The sequence below is a fragment of the Intestinimonas butyriciproducens genome (genome assembly GCF_004154955.1).
In the GTDB taxonomy this organism is placed as follows: domain Bacteria; phylum Bacillota; class Clostridia; order Oscillospirales; family Oscillospiraceae; genus Intestinimonas; species Intestinimonas butyriciproducens.
In genome coordinates, this window is sequence record NZ_CP011524.1 from 804,651 (window position 1) to 817,440 (window position 12,790).

The window sequence follows — 12,790 nt, forward strand, 5'->3', positions numbered from 1 at the left end:
ACTACCCCCACCCCAAATGGCGCGTGCGACGGTCAGGCGATGCCGCACGGTTCCAGCCGGAAGACCAGTTCGGTACGGCCTACAACAGCGTGGTGATTGTTGTAGAGGTTTCTGTCCTGAAAGCTGGGCAGAGAACAGGCCTCCTCCGGCGTGATGACCCCGAGCTGGGTGAGGACCGATAGGATAGCATAGGGGACGATGGAGGAGGCGCCGTCTTCCATTTTGAGAGCGATGCCGATCCCCCTGTCCCTGAGGCCCACGGCATAGAAGGCGCTGGCACCCGATTTGCAGAAGAGCCGTTCCCCAAAGGCGGCCATCAGTTGGGTACAGATCCGTTCGGAACCCGCCACCATTTCCGGGTGAGCGGTCATGGCGGAGGTGACGCGGCGTACGGCGGCGGCCCGGGCTGGGGCAAAGAGCGAGGGGAGGGACATGCGGGCGTACCCCTGGGCCAGGCGGGAAAGGGGCAGGGCGTGGACAGGGACGCCGCAGCCGTCCACAGCCAGCCGGACTTCCGATTCCTCCACGCCGCACATGTCGGCAAACACCGAGAGGATACGCCGCTGGACAGGGTGGTCCGGAGAAATATAGTTTTCCAAGGGCTCCCCCAGATGACGGGCGGTGATGAGCATACCGGCGTGTTTTCCGGAGCAGTCGCAGTAGATGGGGGCCCGGGGGACGCCGGCGAGCTTCAGGGCATCCTCGGCCGGGACGTACATAGGATATTCCGCCCCGCAGTGCAGGTCGCTGGGGGAGAGTCCCGCCTTCCGGAGAATACTCTCCACAGCCTCGATGTGAAAGGGCTCTCCGTTGTGGGAGGCACAGATGACAGCCAGCTCCCGCTGGGTGATGCCGTAGTGCTCCAGCGCGCCGCTCTCCGCCACGGGGACGGCTTGGATGGGCTTGGCGGAGGAACGGGCAAAGGTGAGGCGCTCCGGGTCACCCAGCTTCCAGAGAAGCCGGCCCGTGTGGTCTGTTACCGCAATGTGGCCCCCGTGGACCTGGTCCACCAGTTCCCCGCGGTATTGATAGGCGATATCAGCCATAGCGCGTGCCCCCGTTTCTCAAATTACAAAGTAGAAAAAGCGAAGTACTTCGCCGTAATCGTCGGCATCGAAGGCCACAGTGGTGGGAGAGAGGAGGCTGGCGCCGGGGTAGTGGGAGCTCCCATAGGCGTCATAATGGTGCAGATAGGTGACCTCCACATGGAAGTGATCGGGAAGGACCGGGGGCTTGGCGGTCTTTGCGGCCGCCACAGCCCGGGCCGCCATGCCTTCGATCTCCTCCTGAACGAGTTCCGGGGTCTTTGTAAGGACACCATAGCCATGGCCGGACTTGGTGGGCACGGTGAGGATGCCGGGCACGGCGCGCGCCGCCGCTGCGCACAGGCCTTCGTCGCCGCTGGCAAACAGGGTGGGGACGCCCCGATAAGCGGCAGCATGGGCGGAGACCTCGAATTCTCCCCACAGGGCCCCGTTGACCATGAGCCGGAAAATGCGGGAGCTCACCATGGTATGGGAAGTGGGGTTGCCGGAGGCCGAGGCGGCATCGTGAAAGCCCACCATCAGCATACCGTCGTAACTCTCGTCGAAGATACCGGTAAGGCCCACGATATCGTGGGTCACGCCCCGAAGGAGCCGGGCACCCTTGGGGAGCAGAGCGCAGTCGATGTTGCAGCCGTCCCCGTGCCCATCCTCTATTATGACCTCGTCAGCCCCGGCGGAGAAGAGGCCGCGGGCCGCGGCGGCGGCCTCCAAAGTCATTTCCCGGGCCATAGGCGCATAACAACTGTTGGCTGAGCGGGCCTCGTCCCAGCAGGACAGAGAAGCCACGCCCTCGATGTCACACAGCACGTAAAATTTCATGCATGCTCCCTCCTGTGATGATAGTAAGTGTAGGGATTCGACAAAAAATAAGGGCATTAAATAAATATCATGTTGACAATTTATTTTCCAACTGCTATGATTTTATTACATTGAAATGAAAAAGTAAATATGGAAATTAAATTTTATGTTTATGCGGTTATGTCCGGCATCGCTCTTATTTTGCTTGCAAAGGCGCAGGTTCTAATAAGAAGGTTTTAGAAGGAGGAAACAGATATGAAAAAGAGAACACTTGCCCTGATCCTGTCCGCAGCCATGTGTCTGTCTGTAGCCTTGTCCGGCTGTACGGCGGACGAACCCAGCCAGAGCGCCTCCACTCCCGCGCCCGGAGGAGAGACCAGCGCCCCCGCCGAGGAGGGCGGAAAAAGTCTGACCATTGCGGTACTGAACGATGTCATCTCTCTGGACCCTGCGGCAAAGGACAGCAGCTCCGAGATGCAGATGGCGTCTCACCTGTACGATCCCCTGGTGGACTACGACGCCGACCTTACCAAAAAGCCCGGTCTGGCTGAGAGCTGGACCATCTTGGAGGACGGCGTGACTTGGGAGTTCAAGCTCCGCCAGGGCGTGAAATTCTCCAACGGAAACGATTTTAACGCCGATGATGTGGTATTCAGCTTTGAGCGGATCCTCAACGACCCCACCTTGGAGATGGGGGTGTACCTTATGCGCCTCCAAGAGGTCAAGAAGGTGGATGATTACACCGTACAGTTGGTGACCAAGATCCCCTATCCTGTGTTTGCCGGCAGCCTGGTCCATATCATGATGCTGGACAAGGAGACCTGTGAGGGCCTCACCAGTGAAGAGATTGCCGCCAATCCCGTGGGCACCGGGCGCTATCGCCTGGAGGAGCACGTGAAGGAATCCTACATCAAGCTGGTCCGCAACGACGATTACTGGGGTGAGCTCCCCGAGGCGGAGACCGTAGAGTTCCGCGTCATAGCCAACGCGGCCACCCGCACCACCGCCCTGATTAACGGCGAGGTGGATTTCATCTCCAACATCCCCGTGATGGACGTGGATCGCCTGAAGAGCGACGCCAACATTCAGGTGGTCACCAACCCCAGCCTTTCCTGCAGCTATATGGGCTTTGACCTCCTCAATGAGCACGGTTCCGCCGGCACCGACGACCCCAATCCGCTCCTCAACGTAAAGGTCCGCCAGGCCATCTATCATGCCATCGACATCCAGACCATCATCGACACCGTAATGAACGGCTATGCCACTGTGGCCAACTCCTATATGCCCAGCATCTGCGTGGGATACAATCCGGATGCAGAGCGTCCTGCCTATGATCCCGAGCTCGCCAAGCAGCTCCTCGCTGAGGCCGGCTATCCCGACGGCTTCTATCTCCGCATCGACGCCCGCAGCGACAGCGACATGAACGCCGACCAGGTGTCTCAGGCCATTGCCAGCTATCTGGAGAAGGTGGGCATCACCACTGAGGTGAACCTTCTGCCCCGCGCCTCCTTCTATGAGAAGGTGGATGCGGAGAATCTTCAGTCCTCCTTCTTTATGGCCGGCTGGGGCGACGGCTCCGGCGAGGGCATGGTCATCTTTAACGACATGCTCTATACTTATAACGGCAAGCCCGGCATGGGCGAAGGCAACAAGGGCCACTACAGCAATCCCGAGGTGGACGCGCTGCTGGACGAAGCATCTGTTGAGGCCGACCAGGACAAGCGCGCGGCCCTGGTGGAGCAGGTGGATCAGATCGCCCGGGACGAGGCCGCCTATGTGCCCTTGTTCTTCAAGGATAATATCTTCGGCGTGCGCGCCGGGCTGCAGTACACCCCCCGCTCCGACGACCATATCCTGGCTTGGGATTTCACCTTTTAAGACAACGTAAGAACCATCGCTGGGAGGAGGAGGACGGGTGCCTTTCTCCTCCCCCTTTCTACCTCCCGCCAACAGGGGTGCAGAGCCCATAAATGAGGTGTTACCGTGTTCAAGTATTTCCTGAAACGGCTGGCGCAGATGGTGGTCACCCTTTTCATCGTGTCCATCCTGGTGTTCGTTCTGGCCAACTTCATCGGCGATCCCGTCAATATGCTGGTCTCCCCCAAGGCTCCGCCCGAGGTCCGGGATCAGGTCCGGGAAGAACTGGGGCTCAACAAGCCCATTCTGGAGCAGTATGCGATCTTTGTTACCAATGCGCTCAAGGGAGATTTCGGCAAGTCCTACATCTACAAGGAGGATGTACTCTCCCTGATTGCCCAGCGGGCACCCGCTACGCTGGAGCTGGTTTTCGTATCGGTGGTGCTGGCCCTCGTGATTTCCATCCCGCTGGGCGTATATGCGGGGGCCTTTCCAAAACGGAAATCCAGTACGCTGGTGATGGGCGGGTCCATTCTGGGCATTTCCCTGCCCTCCTTCTTCATCGGCATCATGCTGATCTACATCTTCTCCCTGCACCTGCACTGGTTCCCCTCCTCCGGACGGGGGGCAACGGCGACCTTCCTGGGAATGAAGTTCAGCCTGTTTGTGCCCGGCGGGCTCAAATACATCATCCTGCCCGCCCTTACGCTGTCTGTGACCAACATAGCCTCCCTGGTACGGCTCACCCGGGCCGGTGTGATGGAGAACATGCGGCAGGACTACATCAAATTCGCCCGTGCCAAGGGCGTGTCCACCCGAAAGGTCCTTTTCGGTCACGCCCTGAAAAATGCCCTGATCCCGGTCATCACGGTGTTCGGCATGGAGATCGGCTCGCTCATCGCCTTTACAACGGTGACTGAGACCATCTACTCCTGGCCGGGCCTCGGCAAGCTCCTCATCGACTCCATCAACTCGGTGGACCGGCCAGTCATCGTGGCCTATCTGATCCTCACCACCGTGCTGTTTGTGTTCATCAACTTTGTGGTCGACCTCCTCTATACGGTCATCGACCCGAGAATCGAATTCAGGTGATGCGCTATGAGTGAAATGGAAAAAAAGAGCACAGCCCCCGACAAGAGCTGGCTCCAGCGCGCTGCTGAGTCCGAGTTCTTCCACAACTACAAGCGCAGTCCCTCCGCCATCATCGGCACGGTAATCGTGGTGCTGGTACTGTTCATCGCCCTTTGCGGGCCGCTGTTTGCCCCCCAGAACCCTTACGATGTGGGCTCTCTCTCCCTTACCGACTCCTACAAGCCTCCTATGTGGCAGGAGGGGGGCGAGCCTCATTTCATTTTTGGCACCGACAGTCAGGGGCGTGATATCTTCAGCTCCCTCATCTATGGAAGCCGCATCTCCCTCTTCATCGGCGTGGTGGGGACTCTGCTGGCCTGTGCGGTGGGCATCACCCTGGGGCTCATCTCGGGCTACTTCGGCGGGAAGGTGGACGCCCTCATCATGCGCCTGGCAGATATCCTGCTCTCTTTCCCGGATATCCTGGTGGCCCTTTTCATCATGACCATGTTCGGGCGGGGCGTGAGCAAATTACTAGTGGTTTTTACTATTATTGGATGCGTCACATATATCCGCACCGTCCGGGCCGAAGTGCTAACGGTGAAACAGATGGAATATGTGGATGCGGCCAGGGTCATCGGCATCCCCAATCTTCTTATTATCGCCAAGCACGTGCTGCCCAATGTCATGACCACCATCATCGTCCTCTCCACCATGAAGGTGGGCGGGCTCATTCTGGCTGAGGCCACCCTGAGCTTTCTGGGCGTGGGTGTCCCGGTCACGGAGCCCTCCTTGGGCATGCTGGTCAAGAACGGCTTCGACGTGCTGTTCAGCGGATACTGGTGGATCGCGGTGCTGCCGGGCATCTACATCATGCTGATCGTGTTTGGGATCAATCTTTTGGGGGATTTCCTGCGCGATGAGTTCAACCCGAAGCTGAAGTAAGGGGGAGGAGAGAGATGAGCGAAACACTGCTGCAGGTGGAAAATCTGCGGACCTATTTCCATACCTTCCGGGGCGTGGTCAAGGCGGTGGACGGCGTCAGCTTTTCCCTGGATGAGGGGCAGGTGCTGGGTATCGTGGGCGAGTCGGGCAGCGGCAAATCCGTCAGCAGCTTTTCCATCCTCAAACTGATCGAGCCGCCCGGCGTGGTGGAGTCGGACAAGATCCTCTTCCGGGGCGAGGACATCAGCAAAAAGAGCGAAAAGGAAATGATGAAGATCAGGGGCAAGGAGATCTCCATGGTATTCCAGGACCCCATGACCTCCCTGAATCCGCTCTATACGATTGAAAAACAGATCACCGAGATGCTGGATCTCCACCAGAAGCAGATGTCCAAGCAGGAAAAACACGCGCGGTGTGTGGAGCTGCTGCATCTGGTGGGCATCCCCAACCCGGAGGACCGGCTCAAGTCCTATCCCCACCAGTTTTCCGGCGGTATGCGTCAGCGGGTCATCATCGCCATCGCCCTGGCGGCCAACCCCAAACTCATCATCGCCGACGAGCCCACCACTGCCCTGGACGTGACCATCCAGGCCCAGATCCTCAAGCTCATGGACAAGCTGGTGAAGGAGCAGGACGCCGCCCTCATTCTCATTACCCACGACCTGGCGGTGGTCTCTCAGATGGCGGACCGTATCATCGTTATGTACTGCGGCAAGATCGTGGAGAGCGGCTCCCGGGACGACGTGATCCATCGCCCCAGCCACCCCTATACCGTGGGACTCCTCAACTCCATCCCCCGGATGGGAGAGGACCAGGACCGGCTGGAGTCCATCCCCGGCATGGTTCCCAGCATGCTGGACCTGCCCCAGGGGTGCTACTTTGCCCCCAGGTGCAAATACTGCCAGGATATCTGCCACACCAGGGCCCCTGAAAATCATGAAGTGGGTCCGGGCCACTGTGCGGCCTGCCACTTTCCGCTGACAGGAGGTGGGAGCCATGAGTAAGATCCTTCAGGTGGAACACTTGGTGCAGGAGTTCAATCTCACCAAGGACTTTCTGGATAAGGTAAAATTCAAAAAGGGACGATTCTCTCTGGAGAATCAGGTGGTCCACGCGGTCAACGACGTCAGTTTCGACGTGGAGCAGGGCGAGGTGTTCAGCTTGGTGGGCGAGTCCGGATGCGGCAAATCCACCACGGCACGTACGGTCATCAAGCTCATCGAGCCAAAGGCGGGCAAGATCACGTTTGACGGGCGTGACATCACCCGCCTCAAGCCCCAGGAGATGCGCCCCGTCCGCCGGGAGATGCAGATGATCTTCCAGGACCCCTATGCCTCCCTCAACCCACGCCAGAAGGTCATGGAGATCCTCACCGAGCCGATGCTTTTCCACAAGCTGTGTACCAGAAAAGCGGAGGCGGAGGAGAAGGCGGTCAACCTGCTGGAGAGGGTAGGCCTCAGTTCCGAGCAGGCCAATCGCTACCCCCATCAGTTCTCCGGCGGCCAGCGCCAACGCATCGGCATCGCCCGGGCTTTGGCGGTGGAGCCCAAGTTCATCATCGCCGACGAGCCGGTATCCGCCCTGGACGTGTCCATCCAGGCCCAGATTTTGAACATTCTCATGGATCTGAAGGACGAATTCCACTTCTCCTATCTGTTTATCGCCCACGACCTGAGCGTGGTCAAGCATATCAGCGACAGTCTGGGCGTCATGTATCTGGGCTCCATCGTGGAGCGGGCGCCCAAGAAGACCCTCTTCCGCAACCCGGTCCACCCCTATACCAAGGCGCTCTTTTCCGCAGCTCCTACCATTGACGAGAACAACATCGCCGAATCTCAGGAGCTGCGTGGGGAGATCCCCAGTCCCATCCACCTGCCCTCCGGCTGTCTTTTCCACGATCGCTGCCCCATGGCCTGCCCGGACTGCGCTCGGAAGGTCCCGGAACTCAAAGAGGTGGAGCCCGGCCACTTCGCCGCCTGCCACCTGCTGTAAAAACAAGGGGATCCGGCGCGGGCGGACCAACCCGCGCACCCTTGCGGGGGCGGCCATGCCGCCCCCTCTTTTTGATTGTCCATCGCGGAATGGACCATAAGGAGGAAGAAAAGTATGGAACTGCAACTTGTGAGGGAGTATGGCGCCAGACCTTGGGACGGCGTGGTGGTCCCGCTGGGAGAGGGGGACCTGGAGGGCTATCAGGGACCTTGGGAAAAGGAACTCGCCGCGGTCCGCGCCTCAGGGCGGTTTGCTGGAAAAGCGGGTGAGATCTACCGGTTTTCCGCCCTTACAGAGGGAGGGCTGACCCAGATCTTCCTGCTTGGACTGGGGAAGAACTGGGACCTGGAGCGGGTGCTGGACGACTGCGCCAAGGTCTACCGCCAGTGCCAGGAGCTGAGGCTGGGCGCGGTATGTACCGATCTGCGGGGGCTGGAGCCGCAGTTTACCCCGGCGCTCTTTCAAAAGGCGGCGGAGGCCGCGGCCCTCACCGGCTACCGCTTCGACAAGTATAAGACGGTCCCTACGCCGGCGGGGATCAGGACCGCCGCCTTTCTCTGCGAAGAGTCGGAGCGCTATGAGGCCGCTTTGGCGGAGGCGGAGGTGTCTGCCCGGGCCACCTGTATTGCGCGGGACCTCATCAACGAGCCCCCGACGGTGCTCACCCCCGCTAAACTGGCCCAGGCGGCACAGAGCCTCTTTGAGGGTACGCCTGTGAGGGTGACCGTCTACGGCAGAGATGAGGTGGAGCGCATCGGTCTCACCGCCTTTCTGGAAGTGGGGAAGGGCTCAATCCAAGAGCCCAAGCTCATTGTCATGGAGTATACCGGCGCGCAGGGGGAAAAGAGCCGCCTGGGACTGATCGGCAAAGGACTTACCTACGACAGCGGCGGCTATTCGCTCCAGTCGTCCGAATTCATGGAGACCATGCAGCACGATATGAGCGGAGCGGCCGCCGTGATGGGCACCCTGTGGGCGGCTCAGAAGCGGGGCGTCCGGCTCAATGTCACCGGCGTGGTGGCCGCATGCGAGAATAAACTCTCGGCCACCGCCTATGTGCCCGGCGATGTGATCCGCTCTATGTCCGGGCGGTACATTGAGGTGAACAACACCGATGCGGAGGGCCGCATCACGCTGGCCGACGCCGTGACCTATGCCAAGCAGTGCTGTGGGGTGGACCGCATCGTGGATATCGCCACCCTCACCGACGGCATCCAGACCGCTCTGGGGAACCGCCGCTGCGGGCTCTTCACCAACAGCCGAGCCTTGGCCGCACAGGTGGAGGCAGGAGCTGCCGCTGCCTGCGAGCGGGTGTGGGAGCTGCCCTGCGACGAGAATCTCCGCCGGGTGCTGGACTCCCGGGTGGCCCACCTGAAAAACAGCGCCATGGGCTCCAGCGTAGGTGGGTACGCCACTGTGGGGGCCATGTTCATCAAGGAGTTCGCCGAGGATACGCCTTGGGTCCATCTGGACATCGGCGGTACCGCGTGGACCACCGAGTGTGAGGGGATCTATACCAAGGGCGGCATCGGCTTCGGCACCCGGATGCTCTATGAGACGCTCAAAGAGATGGAAAAGGAGGGGCAGCGGACATGAAGAAGCTGGCGCTGACCGATTTCCTCAAATACCGGTATCCCTCCGCTCTGGAGCTCTCCCCTGACGGAAGATATCTGGCCTTTGCCCTCAAGGAGACCGACAGAGAGGGGGACGGCTACCGCTGGAATCTGTGGCTGTGCGATCTGGAGAGCGGGGAGAGCCGGCAGATCACCCGGGGAGACGCCCAGAGACAGGCCGTTTGGGAGGACGACACCCATGTTCTCTACAAGACCACAGAGCTGGATGAGGCCCTGCGGACGCGGGGACTTGAGGAGGAGTGGACGGTATACCGCCGCCTGGACGTGCGCACCGGTGAAGAAAGCGAGGCGTTCCGCCTCCCTATGTCCGTGACCGGGATCTGGAGGATGGACCCAGGGCGCTACATCTTTACGGCCGAGACCCATTTGGACCGGCCCAATCTCCTGGAGCTGGCGGGAGAGGCCCGGGAAGGGGAGATCGCCCGCCGCCTGCGGACCAGAGGATATAAAGTTCTTACCGAACTCCCCTTGTGCGAGAACGGGGTGGGGATGTATAATCAAACCAGAAACACGCTGTTCCTCTACCTGGAGGCCACCGGAGAGTACCGCAGGCTCACTCCGGACGACTATGATGTGAACCATGTGAATGTCCGACCCGGCCAGGTGCTCTTCACCGCATTCCCCTTCCGGGATGTGAAGCCGGTCACCGAGGGGATGTACCGCTGGGATGCGGACCGGGATGAGACGGTCACTCTTATTCCACCTGACAAATACAGCATCGACTATGTGGGATATCTGGGCCGGAAGGCCCTCTGCCTGGGACTCGTCATGCGGGACTACGGCGTATATGAGCATCCTACTTTCTTTGTGGTGGATAAGGAAGGGGAGGAGGACCTGGGCCGCTATGACCGCCGGGTCAACTCCGAGGTGGTCACCGACTGCTTCTCCGGCTCCACCACCGGACAGAGGATGGTGGGGGAGACCCTTTATTTCCTCAATACCGACGGTGTGGGCTCCTGCCTGTGCGCATGGGAGAGGGAGACCGGTGTGCAGCCACTCTTCGGCGGTGATGACTATCTCATCGATTTCGATACCAAGGACGGGAAGACATTCCTCTTCTCCGCCGCTGTGGGGCTGAAGCTCCCTGAGGTGTACCGCTGGAGCGGCGGAGAGCTGGAGCAGCTCACCAGTTTCAATGGGGATGTTCTGGAGGGGGTGACCCTCTCCGCACCGGAGCGGCTTACCTTTACCGACTCCGACGGGGTGGATATCGACGGTTTCGTGATGAAGCCGGTGGGCTATGAGCCGGGCAAGCGGTATCCGGGCATCCTCCACATCCACGGCGGGCCTAAGATGGTGTTCGGTCCCGGCTTCCACCACGAGATGCAGCTCTGGGCGGCCTCCGGCTATTTTGTGTACTACTGCAACCCCAGGGGAAGCTGCGGCAAAGGTAATGCCTTTGCCGACCTTCAGGGCAGATACGGGGATGTGGACTTCCGGGACCTGATGGAGTTCACGGACGAGGTCCTGCGACGGTATCCCGACCTGGACGCCGGACGGATGGGAGTAGCCGGCGGATCCTACGGCGGCTTTATGACCAACTGGGTCATCGGCCACACGGACCGTTTCCGCTGCGCCGTGTCCCAGCGGAGCATTGCCAACTATGTTGGGGACTATCTCCTCTCCGACATTGGATACTATTACGTGCCCGACCAGCAGCTTGGCACCATTTGGGATCACCCGGAGCGGCTGTGGAAGGCATCCCCCCTCACCTATGCCGACCAGGTCAAGACCCCCACGCTCTTCATTCACGCAGATAAGGATTACCGCTGTACGCTTGCCAATGGTCTGGAGATGTTCGCGGCCCTCAAACTCCACGGGGTGGAGAGCAAGCTGTGCATGTTCTATGGAGAGAACCATGGCCTGAGCCGGGAGGGCAAGCCCTCCAACCGAATCAGCCGGCTCAGTGAAATTCTGGGCTGGATGGAGGAGCACTTGAAGACAGAATAGGAGGAGCCTATGGGCCGGATCGACCTTGACCGCCCGGTGGAGCGCCGGGGTACTGATTCCTTCAAATGGGATGCCGTGGGCCGTTTTTTCGGCCGGGAGGACGTCATCCCCATGTGGGTGGCGGATATGGACTTCCCCTGTGCGCCAGAGATTTTGGAGGCGTTTGAGGCGCACATCCGGCACGGAGTCATGGGCTATACGGTCCGGAACGATGGCTATCTGGCGGCGATCCGGAACTGGTTTTCCAGCCGCCACGGCTGGGATATCCCCGAAGAGCACTTGGCATTTTCACCGCCGGGCGTGATTTTTGCGGTGAACGTGCTTTTGGAGCTGTTGACGCAGCCGGGGGACCGGGTGGTGATGCAGACGCCCAATTATGACGCCCTGATGGATTCTGTAGAGAAAAGTGGTCTGGAGATCGCCAGGAATCCCCTGAAGGCAAAAGACGGGCGGTATGAGCTGGACTTTGACGGCCTGGAACCCCTCTTGGCCGATCCCAGGACCAAGGTCATGCTCATGGCAAATCCCAACAATCCCACGGGGCGGCTGTGGACGGAGGAGGAGCTGCGGCGGCTGGGCGAACTCTGCCTGGCCCATAAGGTCATGATTCTCACCGATGATATCCACTGCGATTTCGCCATGCAGGGGCACCGCTATGTGCCCCTGCCGTCCCTGTCACCGGAGCTGGCGGAGCATACCGTGCTGTTTACCTCCACCAATAAGACCTTTAACCTGGGGGGACTTCAGACGGCCACTGTGGTCATCGGAGATGCAGAGCTGAGGGAGCGCTACTGCGGGGCTATGCTCCGCTATCAGACGCGGCTGGACAATCTATTTGGCGCCATTGCCTTGGAGACTGCCTATGAGAAGTGCGGCTACTGGCTGGATGAAGTCCTCTCCTATGTGGCGGAGAACCGGCGGGTGTTGGCGGAATATGTGTTGGAACATCTGCCGGGCCTAAAGCTGTACCATATGGACGCGACCTATTTTGCATGGATCGATTTCAGCGGTCTTGGCAAGGAAGAGGGGCTGGAGGACTTCCTGGTGAAGGAGTGCGGCGTGGCCTTTACGCCGGGGCGGGAGTTCGGTTCCGGCTGCGGAACGTTCATGCGGGTCAATCTGGCCTGCCGGAGGGCGCTTATGCTGGAGGCGTTCCGGCGGATTGAAGCGGCGCTGAAAAAATGAAAACGGGCGGGAGTCCCTTCCATCTGGCGAGGGCCTCCCGCCTGTTCTGCATTTTGGGAGGGACCTTTGCGGAGTACAGGATAGCCACCCGGATTGCAAAACAAAAGGTGCCATTTTATAAATGTAACAAAATGGATTTTGGCTTTCGGTTGATTTATAGTGGGGTTTGTACTATAATAGCCGCTGAATGGAACGCCCTGTCGTCGATTTCAGCCATATCATTCCGACAGGGGCCGTCAAGAGGGGCAGCTCTTTTTGAGAAGGAAAGCTGCGGAGCAATGTGTTCAGATGTCCAGGAAGGGACCATGCTGA

At 59.8% G+C, this 12,790-nt stretch carries 10 protein-coding genes; 8 read left to right on the forward strand and 2 right to left on the reverse strand.

Annotated elements, in window-relative coordinates:
• Positions 1 to 32 precede the first annotated feature (32 nt).
• Both SRB521_RS04030 and SRB521_RS04035 read right to left on the reverse strand, forming a co-directional pair.
• Positions 33 to 1,046 carry an asparaginase gene (locus tag SRB521_RS04030; RefSeq protein WP_116722238.1) on the reverse strand — a complete coding sequence of 338 codons (1,014 nt, stop codon included), beginning with the start codon at positions 1,044 to 1,046 and terminating at the stop codon, positions 33 to 35.
• 18 nt (positions 1,047 to 1,064) lie between these two features.
• Entirely contained in the window at positions 1,065 to 1,865 is an 801-nt protein-coding gene (locus SRB521_RS04035) for a M55 family metallopeptidase (protein ID WP_075704368.1), read from the reverse strand.
• Between the two features lie 234 nt (positions 1,866 to 2,099).
• Between SRB521_RS04035 and SRB521_RS04040 the strand changes: the two genes are divergently transcribed.
• From SRB521_RS04040 to SRB521_RS04075, 8 genes are all read left to right on the forward strand, one after another.
• Positions 2,100 to 3,722 (forward strand): ABC transporter substrate-binding protein, encoded by a 1,623-nt coding sequence (locus tag SRB521_RS04040; RefSeq protein ID WP_033118718.1) that lies wholly within the window; start codon positions 2,100 to 2,102, stop codon positions 3,720 to 3,722.
• A 105-nt stretch (positions 3,723 to 3,827) separates the two neighbouring features.
• Entirely contained in the window at positions 3,828 to 4,793 is a 966-nt protein-coding gene (locus SRB521_RS04045) for an ABC transporter permease (protein ID WP_033118717.1), read from the forward strand.
• A 6-nt stretch (positions 4,794 to 4,799) separates the two neighbouring features.
• A complete protein-coding gene (locus SRB521_RS04050) occupies positions 4,800 to 5,717 on the forward strand; it encodes an ABC transporter permease (protein ID WP_242848521.1) in 918 nt (305 codons plus the stop codon).
• Between the two features lie 14 nt (positions 5,718 to 5,731).
• On the forward strand, positions 5,732 to 6,721 hold the full coding sequence (locus tag SRB521_RS04055) for an ABC transporter ATP-binding protein (RefSeq protein ID WP_116722239.1): 990 nt from the start codon (positions 5,732 to 5,734) through the stop codon (positions 6,719 to 6,721).
• Positions 6,714 to 7,709, forward strand: a complete 996-nt coding sequence (locus SRB521_RS04060; protein WP_116722240.1) for an ABC transporter ATP-binding protein — start codon at positions 6,714 to 6,716, stop codon at positions 7,707 to 7,709. Before SRB521_RS04055 ends, SRB521_RS04060 begins: the two co-directional genes overlap by 8 nt.
• Positions 7,710 to 7,823: 114 nt before the next feature.
• Entirely contained in the window at positions 7,824 to 9,305 is a 1,482-nt protein-coding gene (locus tag SRB521_RS04065) for a leucyl aminopeptidase family protein (protein WP_116722241.1), read from the forward strand.
• Positions 9,302 to 11,293 carry a S9 family peptidase gene (locus SRB521_RS04070; RefSeq protein WP_116722242.1) on the forward strand — a complete coding sequence of 664 codons (1,992 nt, stop codon included), beginning with the start codon at positions 9,302 to 9,304 and terminating at the stop codon, positions 11,291 to 11,293. The genes SRB521_RS04065 and SRB521_RS04070 overlap by 4 nt, the downstream gene beginning before the upstream one ends.
• A 9-nt stretch (positions 11,294 to 11,302) precedes the next feature.
• Positions 11,303 to 12,478: a MalY/PatB family protein gene (locus SRB521_RS04075; protein ID WP_058118168.1), complete on the forward strand. Its 1,176-nt coding sequence runs from the start codon at positions 11,303 to 11,305 to the stop codon at positions 12,476 to 12,478.
• Positions 12,479 to 12,790 lie beyond the last annotated feature (312 nt).

Coding starts and splice junctions, on each gene's coding strand:
- SRB521_RS04030 (WP_116722238.1), bottom strand. CDS start 1,046: ATGGCTGATATCGCCTATCAATACCGCGGGGAACTGGTGGACCAGGTC.
- SRB521_RS04065 (WP_116722241.1), top strand. CDS start 7,824: ATGGAACTGCAACTTGTGAGGGAGTATGGCGCCAGACCTTGGGACGGC.
- SRB521_RS04040 (WP_033118718.1), top strand. CDS start 2,100: ATGAAAAAGAGAACACTTGCCCTGATCCTGTCCGCAGCCATGTGTCTG.
- SRB521_RS04050 (WP_242848521.1), top strand. CDS start 4,800: ATGAGTGAAATGGAAAAAAAGAGCACAGCCCCCGACAAGAGCTGGCTC.
- SRB521_RS04060 (WP_116722240.1), top strand. CDS start 6,714: ATGAGTAAGATCCTTCAGGTGGAACACTTGGTGCAGGAGTTCAATCTC.
- SRB521_RS04035 (WP_075704368.1), bottom strand. CDS start 1,865: ATGAAATTTTACGTGCTGTGTGACATCGAGGGCGTGGCTTCTCTGTCC.
- SRB521_RS04070 (WP_116722242.1), top strand. CDS start 9,302: ATGAAGAAGCTGGCGCTGACCGATTTCCTCAAATACCGGTATCCCTCC.
- SRB521_RS04055 (WP_116722239.1), top strand. CDS start 5,732: ATGAGCGAAACACTGCTGCAGGTGGAAAATCTGCGGACCTATTTCCAT.
- SRB521_RS04075 (WP_058118168.1), top strand. CDS start 11,303: ATGGGCCGGATCGACCTTGACCGCCCGGTGGAGCGCCGGGGTACTGAT.